Annotated in this window: 15 protein-coding genes; 7 read left to right on the forward strand and 8 right to left on the reverse strand. The window is 72.6% G+C overall.

Annotated features, from left to right (window positions below; genetic code table 11):
* Window positions 1-43: 43 nt before the first annotated feature.
* Window positions 44-721, forward strand: a complete 678-nt coding sequence (phoU, locus tag AB0917_RS08250) for a phosphate signaling complex protein PhoU (RefSeq protein ID WP_366818684.1) — start codon at window positions 44-46, stop codon at window positions 719-721.
* Between the two features lie 357 nt (window positions 722-1,078).
* Entirely contained in the window at window positions 1,079-1,228 is a 150-nt protein-coding gene (locus AB0917_RS08255; protein WP_179222504.1) for a hypothetical protein, read from the forward strand.
* 91 nt (window positions 1,229-1,319) lie between these two features.
* Here AB0917_RS08255 and AB0917_RS08260 read toward each other — a convergent pair whose 3' ends face one another.
* Complete coding sequence (locus AB0917_RS08260) at window positions 1,320-2,642, reverse strand: MFS transporter (protein WP_366818685.1); 1,323 nt, start codon at window positions 2,640-2,642, stop codon at window positions 1,320-1,322.
* A gap of 207 nt (window positions 2,643-2,849) precedes the next feature.
* Between AB0917_RS08260 and AB0917_RS08265 the strand changes: the two genes are divergently transcribed.
* Window positions 2,850-3,611 carry a phosphoglyceromutase gene (locus tag AB0917_RS08265; protein WP_366818686.1) on the forward strand — a complete coding sequence of 254 codons (762 nt, stop codon included), beginning with the start codon at window positions 2,850-2,852 and terminating at the stop codon, window positions 3,609-3,611.
* Between the two features lie 83 nt (window positions 3,612-3,694).
* On the opposite strand, the gene AB0917_RS08270 is transcribed toward AB0917_RS08265, so the two are convergent.
* The 4 genes from AB0917_RS08270 to AB0917_RS08285 form a co-directional block, all read right to left on the reverse strand.
* Window positions 3,695-4,009 (reverse strand): hypothetical protein, encoded by a 315-nt coding sequence (locus AB0917_RS08270; protein WP_366818687.1) that lies wholly within the window; start codon window positions 4,007-4,009, stop codon window positions 3,695-3,697.
* Entirely contained in the window at window positions 4,006-7,044 is a 3,039-nt protein-coding gene (locus AB0917_RS08275; RefSeq protein WP_366818688.1) for a hypothetical protein, read from the reverse strand. The genes AB0917_RS08270 and AB0917_RS08275 overlap by 4 nt, the downstream gene beginning before the upstream one ends.
* 310 nt (window positions 7,045-7,354) lie before the next feature.
* Window positions 7,355-7,477: a hypothetical protein gene (locus AB0917_RS08280; protein WP_366818689.1), complete on the reverse strand. Its 123-nt coding sequence runs from the start codon at window positions 7,475-7,477 to the stop codon at window positions 7,355-7,357.
* A 167-nt stretch (window positions 7,478-7,644) separates the two neighbouring features.
* Window positions 7,645-8,385, reverse strand: a complete 741-nt coding sequence (locus tag AB0917_RS08285; RefSeq protein ID WP_366818690.1) for a class I SAM-dependent methyltransferase — start codon at window positions 8,383-8,385, stop codon at window positions 7,645-7,647.
* Between the two features lie 325 nt (window positions 8,386-8,710).
* Between AB0917_RS08285 and AB0917_RS08290 the strand changes: the two genes are divergently transcribed.
* Complete coding sequence (locus AB0917_RS08290; protein ID WP_366818691.1) at window positions 8,711-8,959, forward strand: hypothetical protein; 249 nt, start codon at window positions 8,711-8,713, stop codon at window positions 8,957-8,959.
* Window positions 8,956-9,198 (forward strand): hypothetical protein, encoded by a 243-nt coding sequence (locus tag AB0917_RS08295; protein ID WP_018511077.1) that lies wholly within the window; start codon window positions 8,956-8,958, stop codon window positions 9,196-9,198. Before AB0917_RS08290 ends, AB0917_RS08295 begins: the two co-directional genes overlap by 4 nt.
* 40 nt (window positions 9,199-9,238) lie before the next feature.
* Here the strand turns inward: AB0917_RS08295 and AB0917_RS08300 are convergent, their stop codons facing one another.
* The 3 genes from AB0917_RS08300 to mshA form a co-directional block, all read right to left on the reverse strand.
* Window positions 9,239-10,051 carry a hypothetical protein gene (locus AB0917_RS08300; RefSeq protein WP_366818692.1) on the reverse strand — a complete coding sequence of 271 codons (813 nt, stop codon included), beginning with the start codon at window positions 10,049-10,051 and terminating at the stop codon, window positions 9,239-9,241.
* A 247-nt stretch (window positions 10,052-10,298) separates the two neighbouring features.
* A complete protein-coding gene (locus tag AB0917_RS08305; RefSeq protein WP_366818693.1) occupies window positions 10,299-10,811 on the reverse strand; it encodes a YbjN domain-containing protein in 513 nt (170 codons plus the stop codon).
* A gap of 73 nt (window positions 10,812-10,884) precedes the next feature.
* Window positions 10,885-12,237 carry a D-inositol-3-phosphate glycosyltransferase gene (gene mshA, locus AB0917_RS08310; RefSeq protein WP_366818694.1) on the reverse strand — a complete coding sequence of 451 codons (1,353 nt, stop codon included), beginning with the start codon at window positions 12,235-12,237 and terminating at the stop codon, window positions 10,885-10,887.
* Between the two features lie 326 nt (window positions 12,238-12,563).
* Between mshA and AB0917_RS08315 the strand changes: the two genes are divergently transcribed.
* Window positions 12,564-13,349 (forward strand): class I SAM-dependent methyltransferase, encoded by a 786-nt coding sequence (locus AB0917_RS08315; protein ID WP_366818695.1) that lies wholly within the window; start codon window positions 12,564-12,566, stop codon window positions 13,347-13,349.
* Between the two features lie 300 nt (window positions 13,350-13,649).
* On the forward strand, window positions 13,650-14,768 hold the full coding sequence (locus AB0917_RS08320) for an NlpC/P60 family protein (protein ID WP_366818696.1): 1,119 nt from the start codon (window positions 13,650-13,652) through the stop codon (window positions 14,766-14,768).
* Window positions 14,769-14,841 lie beyond the last annotated feature (73 nt).

A 14,841-nucleotide genomic window follows, 5' to 3' on the forward strand; every position in this document is an offset into this window, starting at 1 on the left:
GTCCGAGACCCCGGCCTCAGTCTGGAACTGGAGAGGGACTTCCATGCGCGACGCTTACCACGAGGAACTCGACTCGATCGGAGAAGACCTGGTCGAGATGGCCCGGCTGGTCGGATCGGCGATCGGACGGGCGACCACGTCCATGCTCGACGCCGACCTGAAGCTCGCGGAGAGCGTGATCGCCGGCGACCAGAAGGTCGACGACCTCCAGCACGACCTGGAGGCACGTGCCATCGCCCTCCTCGCCCGTCAGCAGCCGGTGGCGACCGATCTGCGGATCGTGGTGACCTCGCTGCGGATGAGCGCCGACCTGGAGCGCTCGGGCGACCTCGCCCAGCACGTGGCGAAGCTGGCCCGGCTGCGCTTCCCGCAGTCGGCGGTCCCGCACGACCTGCACGCCACCATCCTGGAGATGGGCCAGCTCGCCCAGCGGCTGATGGCCAAGGCCGCCGAGGTCATCATCACCAAGGACGTCGATCTGGCGCTCCAGCTGGAGCAGGACGACGACGAGATGGACCTGCTGCACCGCACGCTCTTCCAGCACCTGATGGACGACCGCTGGAAGCACGGCATCGAGACGGCCGTCGACGTGACGCTGCTGGGCCGCTACTACGAGCGTTTCGCGGACCACGCGGTGTCGGTGGCCAAGCGCGTCGTCTACCTGGTGACGGGCGAGCACGCGGACGAGATCCAGGCGGCGGCGCCGGTGGAGGGCTCATAGCGTCCTCCATGGGAACGCGTGTCCCTTGAGATGCCCGGCCGGTGCGAAGGGTTCACGCGTGCCCCTTGAGGTGCCTGGCCGGTGCGAAGGGCTCACGCGTGCCCCTTGGGGCGCCCGGCCGGTGCGGAGGGCTCACGCGCTCCCGGCGCACGGCTCACGCATCCCCGGCGCACGCGAGTCGCACATGCGTTCCGGCATGTGTGCGCCGTTGATGCGCCGGGCGGGGTGGGCATGCAATGGGGCGGGGACGGCGCCATGGCCGTACGGCCGTACGCGGCAGGTGCTGCCATGTCGTCACGTCCCCGGCGGCGGCGCAGCGGCGTCCGCCGCCCAGCCGTACGCCCCTGAGGAGGGACCATGGCCGATTCCCCCACGACCGAACCCCAGCTGGAGACCCCGACCGAAGTGGTGCACCTGACTGTGCTCGGCGCCTGCGGCTGCGGCTCGGGCTGCGGGTGCGGCTGCCAGTCCGGTGCTCCGTGCCAGTGCGGCGGCTGCTCGGGCTGACCCGCGCCGCACACCCCGTACAGCGTGCGGACGGCGTCCGCCCGGTCGTCTCTCCGGGCGGGCGCCGTCGTCGTTCCCGCGGGGCCAGGGGTCAGACCGCGCGCTCCACCGCCGACGCGGGGTCGGGCTCGGCCTGGTCCGGCCGGGCCAGGGCCGGTACGGGGGCGGGCTCGATGACCGGCTCCTCGCCGAGGGGCTCCTCGCGGGGCAGGTTGCGCATCAGCAGCCAGTAGCCGAAGCCGGCGACCGTACCGATCACCGCGCAGGCGCCCCAGAGCCAGGCGGCGCCGTAGTGGTCGATCACGAAGCCGGACATCAGGGGCGCGACGAGGGCCGCCACCGACCAGGACATCGTGTACATGCCCTGGTAGCGGCCGCGCCCCTGAGCCGGCGACAGCTGCACGACCAGGCCCGTCTGGGTGGGCGCGTTGACGATCTCGGCGAGGGTCCAGACGCACACCGTCAGGGCGTACACGGCGACGGACCCGGCGAAGGCGGTCAGCCCGAAGCCGTACCCGGCCAGCAGCGAGGAGATGATCAGCAGCCGGCGCGGGTCGCGGTGCTGGATGAAGCGGGTGACGGGGATCTGGAGGGCCACGATCAGCACGCCGTTGACGGCGATGGCGGTCCCGAAGTCGGAGCTGGAGAGCCCGTCCGCCCCCATCGCCACCGGCAGCCCCACGTACCCCTGCTGAAAGATGAGCGCCACCAGGAACGACAGCCCCACGACCCCCATGAAGCGCCCGTCGCGCAGAACGGTGGTGATCCGCACCTCGTCCTTGGGCCGCTTGCCGCCGACGGTCTTGGCGGGCGCCTGCTCGGGCCGCGACTCCGGCACCTTCATGAAGACGACGACGGCGCAGAAGAGTGTCATGAGGGCCTCGCCGAGGAACCCGGCGAGATAGCTGTACTCGGCGATGAACCCGGCCCCGGCGGCGGAGACGGCGAACCCGAGGTTGATGGCCCAGTAGTTGAGCGAGAAGGCCCGAATCCGGTCCTTGGGGTGCACGATGTCGGCCATCATCGCCTGGACGGCGGGGCGTGAGGCGTTGCTCGCCATGCCGACGAAGAAGGCCACGCAGGCGATGGCGACCGGGTGCTCCATGAACCCGAGCACCGCCACGGACACGGCCATCGACAGCTGGGAGATCAGCATGGTGGGCCGCCGCCCGAGCCGGTCGGTCATCACTCCGGCGCCGAGCGAGGAGATGACCCCTCCGAGCCCGTGGAGGGCGGCGACGAGACCGGCGTACGAGGCCGAGTAGCCCCGGTCCAGGGTCAGATACAGCGCCATGAACGTGGCGACGAAGCCGCCGAGCCGGTTGACCAGCGTGCTGAGCCAGAGCCACCAGAACTCCCGGGGCAGCCCGGAGACGGTCTCGCGGGCGGCTGTCTTGAGACCGGCGACGGACATGCGGTTCCCCCCACGGGACGTACGGAAAAAGGCGCACCGGGTAAGCCTCCCGGCGGCACTCCGAACATTACGAACCCGGGCTTCCCGGCCGCCACCCGATTGACGCCGCCCGTCAATCGTCGGCGCGTGCCTCACGCCTCCGCGGGGCCCTGTCCGCTACGCGGGCGGGCGCGCGGAGGCCGCACGGGTTCGATTACGCTCGGACTCATGGCCGACGCACCGTACAAGCTGATCCTCCTCCGCCACGGCGAGAGCGAATGGAACGCGAAGAACCTGTTCACCGGATGGGTGGACGTCAACCTCACCGAAAAGGGCGAGAAGGAAGCAGTCCGCGGCGGTGAGCTGCTCAAGGACGCCGGTCTGCTCCCCGACGTCCTGCACACCTCCCTCCAGCGCCGCGCGATCCGCACCGCGCAGCTGGCCCTGGAGTCCGCCGACCGCCTCTGGATCCCGGTCCGCCGCTCCTGGCGCCTGAACGAGCGCCACTACGGCGCCCTCCAGGGCAAGGACAAGGCGCAGACGCTCGCGGAGTTCGGCGAGGAGCAGTTCATGCTCTGGCGCCGCTCGTACGACACCCCGCCGCCGCCCCTGGACCGCGACTCCGAGTTCTCCCAGTTCGAGGACGCGCGCTACGCGACCCTCCCGCCGGAGCTGCGCCCGGACACGGAGTGCCTGAAGGACGTCGTCGTCCGGATGCTCCCGTACTGGTTCGACAGCATCGTCCCCGACCTCCTCACCGGCCGCACGGTCCTGGTCGCCGCCCACGGCAACAGCCTCCGCGCGCTGGTGAAGCACCTGGACGGCATCTCGGACGAGGACATCGCGGGCCTCAACATCCCGACGGGCATCCCGCTCTCCTACGAGCTGGACGCCGACTTCAAGCCGCTGAAGGCGGGCGGCACGTACCTCGACCCGGACGCGGCGAAGGCCGCCATCGAGGCCGTGAAGAACCAGGGCAAGAAGAAGTAGGTTCGCTGATCATGCCCCCGGCCCGCGCATACGGCGCGGGTCGGGGGCATTTTCACGGCCTGGCCTGGGCCCGCTGTGAGAACTCAGCCCGGCCCTTCCGGTGAACTCAGCCCGGCCCCTCCGGTGGCGGCGGTCTCCGGGAACGCGGTACGCCGGGCCGTGGAGGTGAGGCCCCAGGTGGCGGCCGGCGCCCCGGCGAGCATGACGATCCGTCCGGTACCGTCCCCCGGCTCGCCCACCGGACCGGCGGCCGGGACGGCGAACGCACCGGTGGCCAGGACGACGAACGGACCAGTGGCCAGGGCGGCGAACGGACCGGCAGCCGGGACGGCGAACGGACCGGCAGCCGGGGCGGCCAACGGGCCGAGCAGGGCCGTCGTCCTCCGCAGGCCGGTCACCACGGCAGGGACGTGGAGCCGTCCGGCTCCAGGCCGTAGCGCCACAGGGTCTCCCAGGCGGGGTCCCACGAGCGGCGCAGTTCGGCCAGGCGGCGCAGTGCGTCGTGGAAGCCCGCGTCCGCGGCGGCCCGGTAGAGCCGGTCGGCGTCCTCCACCGCCCCGGACGCGGCGCGCAGCTCCGCCAGGACGGCCAGCGTGTCCACGTGGCCCGCCTGGGCCGCGCGGCGGGCGTAGGCGTCCGCGTCCTCGTGGTGCCCCGCCTCGTCCTTGAGCCGGATCACCTCCCCCAGTGCGTCGGCCTCGCCCTCGTCGACCGCGAGGTGGTAGAGGCGCTCGGCCTCCGCCGCCGAGCCCGCTTCGTCCCGCAGCCGGGCGAGCCGGGCCAGGGCCCGGCCGCCCCCCGCCAGCGCCAGGCGTTCGGCTCCTTCGGGGTCGTCCGCGCGCTCCCTGCGCCGTACGAACTCGTCGAGGGCGTAGCGGTTGCCCGACCAGGCGGCCCGCAGGACGAGGCGGTCGGCCTCCGCGGCGTCCCCGCCCTCCTCCCGCAGGCGGGCCAGCAGGACGAGCGCTCCGGCGTTCCCGGCGCGCAGGGCGGTGTCGGCCAGGCGCTCCGCGCCCTCGCGGTCCCTCGTCACCTCGCGCCGCCAGACGAGTTCCAGCAGAGCGAACGTGCTTCCGGCGTCGGCCGCCGCGCAGGCCATGGTCTCCGCCTCCGCGCTCGCCCCGGCCTGCTCCCGGAGGAGGGCCAGTGCCGCCAGCGCGTCGGAGCTCTTCCGGTCGGCCGCGGCCCGGAACAACCGCAGGGCCTCCGCCGGATCCCCCGCCTTCTCCCGCAGCCGGGCCAGCTCGATCAGCGCCACCGTGCTGCCCTTGCCGACGGCCGCGCGCAGCAGGCTCTCCGCCTGCCGCTTGTCACCGGCCTTCCTCCGCAGCCGGGCGTGCTCCACCAGGGCGAACACGCTCTCGTTCCGGGCCGCTTCGGCCAACAGGCTCTCCGCGCCCGGGACATCGCCGGAGCGTTCGCGTGCGCGGGCCAGCATCAGGACCGGGCGGACCCTGCCCTTCTCCGTGGCCTTGGCGACCAGGCCCTCCGCGCGGCGGCCGGACTTCTCCCGGGCCCGGATCAGCTCCGACAGCGCGTACGTGCTGCCCGCCTCCAACGACGCGAAGGCGAAGGTCTCCGCGCTCTCGTGGTCCCCGGCGGCTTCCCTCGTACGCACCAACTCGGCGAAGGTGCTGTACCCGCCCCGGTCGGCGGCGCGACCGCGCAGGCGTGCCGCGCCCTGCTCGTCGCCGCTCTCCAGCCACAGTTGGGAGAGCTTGATCAGGCAGGAGGTGTTCCCCTGCTGGGCCGCGTGGACGGCGAGGTCCTCGGCGTTCCCGAGGCGGCCCGCCAGGCTCCACAGCCGTACGAGTTCCCACCGCGCCACCTTGTCGTTCCGGTACGCCTCTTCGTACAGCCTCGCCGCCTCGCCGGTGTCCCCGACGCCCTCCCTCAGCCGGGCGAGGTGGGGCAGGACCTCGGTGTTGCCCTCCGTCACGGCCCGCTGGTACAGCTCGGCGGCCGCCCGGAGCCGCCCGCGCGTCTCGGCGGCGACCCCCAGGGCGGCGAAGTCCTCGGAGCTCGCGCAGTGCCGCACGGCCGCCTGCCAGAAGGTGGCGGGCGGGCAGAGCAACCGCCTTTCCACCCTGCCTTGTTGCTCCAGGTAGTCGGCCAGGCGGTAGACGGGCTCGCGGGGTTCGTCGCACCGGTGGGGGATCTGGGTCAGGGGGCCCAGCACGCCGTGGCAGGGCTCGGCGCAGAAGGCGAGGGCCGCCGCCGTCCAGTCGGGGCCGAGCTGCGTGAGCTCCCGGTCCGTGAGGTACCCCTCGGCGGCCTGCACGAGCAAGTCGTGCCGCAGGGCGGGGCCCTGGCCCAGCCGCCGGTAGTCCATGGCCGCGTGGATCAGGGCCGTGGCGCCGGTGGACGCGGTCCGGTAGCGCGTCATCAGACGGGGCACACCGGCGAGGAACTGGGTGATCTCCTTGTCGGCCGCCCCCGTCAGCGCGCTCTGGAGGCGCGGGTCGCTGCCGGCCTGTCGCCATGCCTGCTCGATGTCGTGGTCCGTGAACGCCTTTGGCACCACGATGTGGCGGCCGAACCCGGTCAGGAGTTCGCGCTGCTGCTCGAACCGGTCGTCGGAGCCGGTGGCGGGCGGGGCGGTGAGCGGCTCCCAGAACCTCGGCCAGATCGTCGCCAGCACCAGCACGGGGCTGCGCCGCCGGTCGTTGAGGACCGTACGCAGGGCCGAGGTGACGCTTTCGGCGGTCCTGAGGTCCTGGGCCAGGAGGTAGTGCTGTGCCTCGTTGAGCCAGATGACCGTCCGGGGGGACACCTCCTTGATGTGGTGGAGGGCCGCGTCGGGGCGGGACGGGTCGAACGGGTGCCATACGCGCCACCCCTCGGGGAGCCGGCGCAGCGCCTCCCAGCAGGTACGGGTCTTCCCCGTCGACGACTCGCCGACCAGGGTGACCATGGCGCTCTCGCCCCGACTCACCCGCGCCACGGCCGCGTTGAGCTCGTGGTCGTGCGCCCGTTCGACGTAGAGGGGCAGTACGGGTAACGCCTCCTGCCCCGGTACGGTGATGGCGGGGTGCACCTCCAGGGCGAAGGGGTCCAGCTCCTTCACCGGGACGCCGAGAGGTTCGGCCAGGTGGGCCGCGACCCACATCTCCTTGATCCGGCGCCCCGCCTCGTCGGCGTCCGCCCCGGCCATGCGGGCCAGCAGCATCGCGACGGAGACCACGTCCGCCTGTCCCGCCGCCAACTCCTCCGACCCGATGATGCGGTGGACGGTGGCCTTCGACGGGCTGCCCGGGAACGAGTCGTCGCGCTCGATGGCGCTCGCCACGCTCTTGAGGGCCGGGGTGCCCGCCTCCAGGTAGAGCCGGTACAGGCGCTCCTTCAACTCCCGTACCGCGTGCGGCCCTACGGCAAGGGGCTTGGGAATGCACCGCTGGCTCCCCAGCCGCTGCGTACTCCGGTGACCCGTCATCGAAACATCCTCGCGTATCGGAACAGCAGCCACACACGGAGTGACCGATGAGCGCGGGAGCGGGGCCGGGCACGACCCGACCGGATCGCGCACCACGGCGCTTGCGGCGTGGGCGGCCTGCGCGTGCGTGACGTGCGCGTACGGGGCGTACGTGGCGTACACGTGCGTGGCGTAGGTGACTTACGCGTACGTGGCTTACGCGTACGGGGCGCGCGTGGCGTACCCGTACGGGGCGCGCGTGGCGATCGTTCCGTGCGGACCGTTCCGGCGGCGCCCGACCGTCGCCGCCCACCGCCCGCCGGCCGGCGGCTCACGGGAGCATCCACCTGATGACCCCGTCGGCCACCGCTCCGACCACGGCCGTGACGGCGCTGCCCAGCAGCACCCCCCACAGGGCCAGACGTTCGCGGCGACTCAGTCCGCTTCGAGACATGCGGGGTCCCCTCCCGGTCGACGGCCCGGCCGAGCGCCGGCCCGCCACCCAGGATTCCCCTACGGAGGGTGCTCCTGGACGAGTTGAGACGGGCCGTCACGGCCCTCGCGAGCGACATCGCGGTGAGGGGGGAGGCGGGAAGGTCAGGAGGTGGAGAGGCGGGCGCCTCAGACCGGCTTGCGCCAGACGGAGATGTGCTTGCCGGAGTCCTGGGTGAACGGTGCTCCGTCCCAGTCAGCGACGCGGCGCTCCAGTTCGAGCCCGGCGATGCGGGCCATCAGGTCGAGCTCCGCCGGCCAGGCGTACCGGTGCCGGGAGTTGCCGCGACGGTAGCGGCCGTCCTCGCCGTCCCGGGTGAAGTGGTGCGAGACGAGAACCTGCTCGACCAGGTCGAAGGTGTCGAAGCCGAGATGCCGTTCGGATACGTCGAACGGCACCGCGACCTGGCCGGGCGGCAGGGACCGCAGCGGCGGGACGCCCAGCTCGATGACGAAGCGGCCGCCGGGCCCCAGGTGACGTGCGGCGTTGCGGAAGCACTCGACCTGTTCGTCCTGGGTCAGCAGGTTCGAGATGGTGTTGTAGACGAGGTAGACCAGGGTGAACTCACCGGGGACGACGGTGGTCGCCATGTCCCCGATGACCACCGGGGGGGTCTCCTCGTCCACCTTGCCCCGCAGCACCTCCGCCATGGGCTCGGACAGTTCGATGCCCACCACCGGCACCCCGCGCTCCCGGAGCGGCACGCCCACGCGCCCGGTCCCGATGGCGAACTCCAGGGCCCGCCCGGACCCGGCGAGCCCGGCGAGGAAGGAGAGGGCGGGGCCGAGGACGGCGGCGGAGGAGTTCTCCGCCTCCTCGGCGTCGTAGCGGTCGGCGGTCGCACGGTTCCAGACTTCACTACTCGTCATGGTCGACCACTGTGCCGGGGCGCCCGGAACCCTGTCGACGCATTTGGGGCCGCCGGCCCGCCGGGTGGAGCAACGAAGGACGCCGGGGCGTGCTCGACTGCGCCGGGGCTACCGGGCTCCGCTCCCGGGCCCGCCGCCGGCGCACGGCACGGACACGTCTCGGTCGTACACCGGTTGCACTCCCGCCCGCCGAACTCCCGGCCGCACGCACTACGGTGACCCCTTAGGGCATGTCCGGCCCTGATCCGCCGGACGCGCCCCAGCCCCCAGTCGGGGCGGCACCGAGGAGCATGGGCCAAGGGCAAGGAGATCGGGGAGAGCGATCATGGGCGAGTCTCTGAAGACCTTCGTCGGCGGTACCGAGGTCGAGGTGCCCAACAGCATCCCGGACATCCGGGCCGCGCTGCCCGAGGAGAGACGCGAGGAGTTCGACCTCGCGATCAACGGGGCCGGTGTCCACGAGATCCAGGCCGTCATGCGCCACTGGATGCTGGAGGCCGTTCCCGATCCCGAGGCCGAACGGATCCTGGACCGGCTGGCGCAGGACGAGGCCGAGAGGCGGAGCGTCGCTTGAGCTTCCGCATCTCCTACGCGCCGCCCGCCGACGACACCCTGGCCAAGATGCGCGACGGGCAGTCCTTCCGGGACGAGATGGCCCGCACCCTGGGCAGGGAGCCGTACGGGCACGCCTCCTCCGCCGTCAAGAGCGAGCGGGACCGCCGCGAGGCGACCGTCTCCGGGGCCATCGTCCTCTACTACGTCTCCCGGTCCGTGCTGACCGTCACCGTCGTACGGCTCGTACCCCTGCCCTGACGCCGACGCGCCGGGGCAGGGGGTGCGGCAGCGGGGCCGGTCAGCCGAGCTTCTTCGCCTGGGCCGCCACGACCTCCGTCGGCACGGTGAACTTCGCGCCGCCGTCCCGGCCCGCCGCCAGGTTGAAGGAGAAGAACGTCGCCACGGTGCCCTCCTTGCGGAGCGCCACCAGCTTGAACGGGGCCTTCGCGCCGTCCTCCTCGGCCGTGACCGTCCAGGCCGCCGCCTCGTCGCCGCCGGTGACCTTCTCCTCGGTGATCGAGACGACCTTCTGCTCGTCGCCCGCGACCGTGGCGGTGAAGCCGCCCGCGCACTCCGCCGCGGCCTTCTTCACCGCGGCGTACGCGTCCGCGCCCGCCGTCCCCTCGTACGAGTTCAGCGCGACGAAGGTGGACGTCAGGTCGAAGGCGGCCTCCAGGGCGGCTTCGCCCTCGCCGTCCGTCAGGTCCTCGATCGACTTCTTGGCGCCCTTCGCCGGGTCGGTGACCACCTTGCGCTTGGTGGTGGCCTTCGAACCGTCCGCCGCCACACCGAACATGGCGTGGACGACCGGCAGGCAGGCCTCCTTGTCGGCCTTCAGGCCGTCCGCCGGAACCTCATCGTCCGGGCCCGCCTTGGCGACCTTGTGGCCCTCGACGTCACCCTGCGCCAGCGACGCGGCCTCCAGCTCGGCGGCGCTGAGCGCCTCGGCCGAGGCCTTCGGGGCCGAGCTGCTCCCGCTCGTGGCGCCGCCCTTGTCGTTCTTCCCGTCGCCCGCGTCGGAGTCGGACGAGCCGCCGCAGGCCGTGGCCAGCAGGGCCAGGGAGACCGCGCAGGCGGCGAGGGCGGTACGGCGTACGGCAGTGGCGCGCATGGTTCTTCTCTCGGTTCGGGGAGCAACCGCCCTTCCCCCGTGCGGCACTTCGAGGCCGTCTGGGACGGGCCGTCGCAGTGATCACACTTTACGATCGAACCTATGAGCGAAGATCCACACGATGACCCCCACTCGTGATCGTAATTCGGATGTGATCATTCTGTGAACGCGCTGTGTGGGCGGCATCACCGCACAGCGCCCGTCGCCCGTCGCCCGTCGGCAGTCGCCAGTCGTCCGTCGCCAGTCGTCAGTCGCCGGACGAGCGCTCGATCAGGTGGCTGAACGCGTCGAGGTTGCGCGTCGACTCGCCACGCGAGACCCGCCACGCGTACTCCTTGCGGATCGAGCTCGCGAAGCCCAGTTCGAGGAGGGTGTTGAACGATTCGTCGGCCGCCTCCAGCACCGTGCCGAGCAGCCGGTCCAGCTCCTCGGGGGTGATCACCGAGAGCGGCAGCTTGCCGGCCAGGTAGACGTCGCCGAGCGAGTCGATCGCGTAACTCAGCCCGAAGAGGCGGAGGTTGCGCTCCAGGAGCCAGCGGTGCACCTCGGCCTCGTTCTCGTCCGGGTGGCGGACGACGAAGGCGTTGAGGGAGAGGGAGTGCTTGCCGACGATGAGCGAGCAGGTCGTCGACAGCTTGCGGGTGCCCGGCAGTGTCACCACGTAATTGCCGGGTGCGGGGCTCTCCCAGGCGAGCCCGGCCTCGTTCAGCGTCGCCTCGATGACCTGGGCCGCTGCTGTTCCATCGGGTACGTCAGCCATGCTGCGAGCGTACGTCAGCCCCACGCGCGGGGCAGCAGGCGCGGATGGGGGACACCGGGACCGCGGGGCGGGCTCAGCCGTGGTGCGTACGGGCCCGGCGGCGGTGGTCGGTCAGCGCCGCCGTGTACACGTCGGCCGTCGCCGAGGCGGCCGTGTCCCAGCCGAAGGACTGCGCGTGCGCGGCGGCCGCCGCGCCCATGCGCTCGACCAGCTCCGGCGTGTCCGCGAACCGTTCCAGTGCGCGGGCGTACGCCTCCGGGGCGTGGCCGGGTATGAGGAAGCCGCTGGCCTCGTCCCGTACCGCCACCGGCAGCCCGCCCACCGCCGCCGCGACCACCGGCGTACCGGCCGCCTGGGCCTCGATGGCGACCAGGCCGAAGGACTCGCTGTACGAGGGCATGACCAGCACCGACGCGGCCCGGAACCAGTCCGCCAGCTGGTCCTGGCCCACCGGCGGGTGGAACCGTACGACGTCGGCGATGCCCAGCCGGGCCGCCAGCTTCTGGAGCCCCTCGGGCTTGGCGAGCCCGCTGCCGCTGGGCCCGCCGACGACCGGCACGACGATGCGGGAGCGCAGGGACGGGTCCCGGTCCAGGAGTACGGCCACCGCGCGCAGCAGCACGTCCGGGGCCTTCAGCGGCTGGATGCGGCCCGCGAACAGCGGGATCAGCGCGTCCTGCGGCAGCCCCAGGCGGGCCCGCGCGGCGGCGCGGCCGTCGGCCGGGCGGAAGCGGTCCAGATTGACGCCCGGGTGCACGACGGCGACGGCGGAGGGGTCGGCCTCGTAGAAGCGGACGAGTTCGTCGGCCTCCTCGGCGGTGTTGGCGATCAGCCGGTCGGAGGCGTGCACGATCTGGGTCTCGCCGATGACGCGGGCGGCCGGCTCGGGGGTGTCGCCCTCGGCGAGCGCGGCGTTCTTGACCTTGGCCATGGTGTGCATGGCGTGCACGAGCGGGACGCCCCAGCGCTGGGCGGCAAGCCAGCCGACCTGGCCGGAGAGCCAGTAGTGGGAGTGCACGAGGTCGTAGTAGCCGGGGCGCTGACCGGCCCAGGCCTGCATCACGCCGTGGGTGAAGGCGCAGAGCTGGGCGGGCAGGTCCTCCTTGGCGAGCCCCTCGTACGGCCCGGCGTCGACGTGCCGCACCAGGACGCCGGGGGCCAGCTCGACCGCGGGGCGCAGCGAGCCGGTGGTGGCCCGGGTGAAGATCTCCACCTCGATGCCGATCGCGGCGAGGCGCTTGGCCAGCTCGACGATGTAGACGTTCATCCCGCCCGCGTCGCCCGTGCCGGGCTGGTGCAGCGGGGAGGTGTGCACGGAGAGCATCGCGATCCGGCGCGGCTTGCGGGAGGACCCGGGGAAGCCGCCGGGGAACCTGATGCGGGGGCCGGGCCGGGCGGAACCGAGCCGGGAGACGTACTGGCTCACGTCGTCGGTCCTCCTCACTCAGGGGCCCACTCGGGGCATGCCTCGAAGGGGAGCGGGGCCCTCCGAAGGGCGAGAACAGCGGAATTCCGGCTTTCATTTCCGCTTTACCAAATCATTACGGAAACGGTGGGGGCGGTGCCGCGCCTGGGCGGACCGGGTGCCCCCACCTCACCTGCGGGTGCCCTCCCCCACTCGCGGAATCCTTGCTCCCGCTCGCGGAACCCTTCCTCCACCCGCAGATGCCCGCGCCCTCCACCCGCAGGCGCCCTCCCCCTACCCACAGGCGCCCGCGCCCCCGCCCCTCACCCGTCGCATACGCTCACCGCATGCGCCAGCGCCCCATCGGCACCGCCACCCGCGGGACCACCAACCCGAACCGGCTGCGCCGCATGGACCGCTGGATCGCCGCCGTGCACGGCCCGGCCCTGCGCCGCGCCGACGCCCCCGTGGCCGTCGACCTCGGGTACGGGGCCGCGCCCTGGACCGCCGTCGAGCTCCTGGCCCGGCTGCGTACCGCCGAGCCCCGCACCGCCGTGGCGGGCATCGAGATCGACCCGGAGCGGGTCGCCGCGGCGAAACCGTACGAGCGCGAGGGGCTCACCTTCGTCCACGGCGGCTTCGAGATCCCGCTGGAGGCGCGGCCGACGCTGATCCGTGCGGCGAACGTGCTGCGCCAGTACGACGAGGACCAGGTCGCCGAGGTCTGGGCCCGGCTGTGCTCCCGGCTCGCCCCCGACGGGCTCCTGGTGGAGGGGACCTGCGACGAGATCGGGCGCCGCCACGTCTGGGTGGCGCTGGGGCCCGAGGGGCCGCGCACGGTCACCTTCGCGACCCGGCTCGGTTCGCTGGAGCGCCCCTCCGACCTCGCGGAGCGCCTCCCGAAGGCGCTGATCCACCGCAACGTCCCGGGCGAGCCGGTCCACGCGTTCCTGCGCGACTTCGACCGGGCCTGGGCCACGGCCTCCCCGTACGCCTCGCTCGGCGCCCGGCAGCGCTGGATCGCGGCGGTGCGGGCGCTGTCGGCCGACTGGCCGGTGACGGACGGCGTACGGCGGTGGCGGCAGGGCGAGGCCACCGTGGCCTGGGACGCCCTGCGGCCCGAGCGCCGCTGAACGGTTCCTGGCCGTACATTCGCCCGTTCATCCCCCTGACCGGGCGAAAGTATGCTCTTCGGGGGAACGTCACGGGTGCGTTGTTCGTCCCTGGGGTGGGGAGAGGGCGCGTCAGGTACCGGCCCAGGCGCCGACTGCCTCTGTTGCTTTACGGGACGACATGGCACGATCGCGACGTCACGTGAACGTTACTGATGGTAAGTCAGATGTCCACTATCCGGCTTCCGTTGCTTTTGTCTTGATTGTTGTCCTGTCTGGACCCGGAGACCGGCCCGGAGATTCAGCCTGGAGGGGGAGCTCGTGAACCGACGCCACCGTGCCGCCGCGGCCATCACGCTGGTCTGTGCGCTGGGCCTGCTGACCGTCCCGGCCCAGGCGATGGCCGCGCCGACGCCGGACGCGTCGCCGTCCCCGTCCGCCACCGCCCCGGCCTCTCCTGTCTCTCCGGCCTCTCCCGCCGCGCCGCCCTCGTCCGAGAAGGACCTCGAGAAGGTCCGCGAGCAGATCGAGACGCTCTACCGGAAGGCCGGAGCGGCGACCGACGCGTACAACCTCGCCGAGGAGCAGGCCAAGAAGCAGTCCGGCGAGATCGTGAAGCTGGCCCAGGCGATCGTCGACGGCCAGACCCGCATAGCCGAGCTGAAGGACCGCGCCGGCGCCCAGGCGCGCGAGCAGTACCGCAACGGCGGCCTGCCGCCCGGAGCCCAGCTGGTCCTCAGCGACGACCCGAAGCTCTTCCTGGACGGGGTGAACAAGGTCCGCACGAGCCAGCAGGCGAACAAGGCGGTGCTGGCCGACCTGACCCGGACCCAGGAGGACCTGGAGACGTACACCCAGGACGCGAGCACCAACTGGCACAAGCTGGAGACGAACCGGGTCAAGCAGGCCCAGGCCAAGAAGAAGATCAACGCCCAGATAGCCGCGGCGGAGAAGCTCGAATCGCAGCTGGAGAAGAAGGAGCGCGCCCGGCTCCGCCAGCTGGAGAAGGAAGCCGCGAACAGGGCGCAGACCGCCTGGCTCGCCACCCGCCCCGTCCAGGACACCCCGAGCACCAGCGGCGCGACGAGCGCGGCCGGCAAGGCGGCGGTGGCCTTCGCGACCTCGCAGATCGGCAAGCCGTACGTATGGGGGGCCACGGGCCCCGGCTCGTACGACTGCTCCGGGCTTACTTCGAAGGCCTGGGCGGCGGCGGGCCGGCCGATCCCGCGCACCTCGCAGGAGCAGTGGCGGCTGCTCCCGCGCATCGACATCCGGGACATGCGCCCCGGCGACCTGATCATCTACCACGCCGACGCCAGCCACGTCGGGATGTACGTCGGCGACGGCACGATGGTCCACTCCCCGCGCCCCGGCCGCCACGTCACGCTGGCGGGCGCGGGCTCGATGACGATCCTCGGCGTGGTCCGGCCGGACAAGTAGCCTTCGCGGTACGTGAGCGGCGCCACGTGGTAAATGGGGGCGTCGGCGTGCGCGGCACCACGTGGCGAGCGGG

Origin of the sequence: Streptomyces sp. NPDC007346 (assembly GCF_040703535.1) — a bacterium.
In the GTDB taxonomy this organism is placed as follows: domain Bacteria; phylum Actinomycetota; class Actinomycetes; order Streptomycetales; family Streptomycetaceae; genus Streptomyces.

Excerpts from the sequence above, each read along its gene's own strand:
- AB0917_RS08285 (WP_366818690.1), bottom strand. The coding sequence starts at position 8,385 with ATGACGAGTAGTGAAGTCTGGAACCGTGCGACCGCCGACCGCTACGAC.
- AB0917_RS08300 (WP_366818692.1), bottom strand. The coding sequence starts at position 10,051 with ATGCGCGCCACTGCCGTACGCCGTACCGCCCTCGCCGCCTGCGCGGTC.
- AB0917_RS08275 (WP_366818688.1), bottom strand. The coding sequence starts at position 7,044 with ATGACGGGTCACCGGAGTACGCAGCGGCTGGGGAGCCAGCGGTGCATT.
- AB0917_RS08315 (WP_366818695.1), top strand. The coding sequence starts at position 12,564 with ATGCGCCAGCGCCCCATCGGCACCGCCACCCGCGGGACCACCAACCCG.
- AB0917_RS08290 (WP_366818691.1), top strand. The coding sequence starts at position 8,711 with ATGGGCGAGTCTCTGAAGACCTTCGTCGGCGGTACCGAGGTCGAGGTG.
- AB0917_RS08255 (WP_179222504.1), top strand. The coding sequence starts at position 1,079 with ATGGCCGATTCCCCCACGACCGAACCCCAGCTGGAGACCCCGACCGAA.
- phoU (WP_366818684.1), top strand. The coding sequence starts at position 44 with ATGCGCGACGCTTACCACGAGGAACTCGACTCGATCGGAGAAGACCTG.
- AB0917_RS08280 (WP_366818689.1), bottom strand. The coding sequence starts at position 7,477 with ATGTCTCGAAGCGGACTGAGTCGCCGCGAACGTCTGGCCCTGTGGGGG.
- AB0917_RS08265 (WP_366818686.1), top strand. The coding sequence starts at position 2,850 with ATGGCCGACGCACCGTACAAGCTGATCCTCCTCCGCCACGGCGAGAGC.
- AB0917_RS08305 (WP_366818693.1), bottom strand. The coding sequence starts at position 10,811 with ATGGCTGACGTACCCGATGGAACAGCAGCGGCCCAGGTCATCGAGGCG.
- AB0917_RS08260 (WP_366818685.1), bottom strand. The coding sequence starts at position 2,642 with ATGTCCGTCGCCGGTCTCAAGACAGCCGCCCGCGAGACCGTCTCCGGG.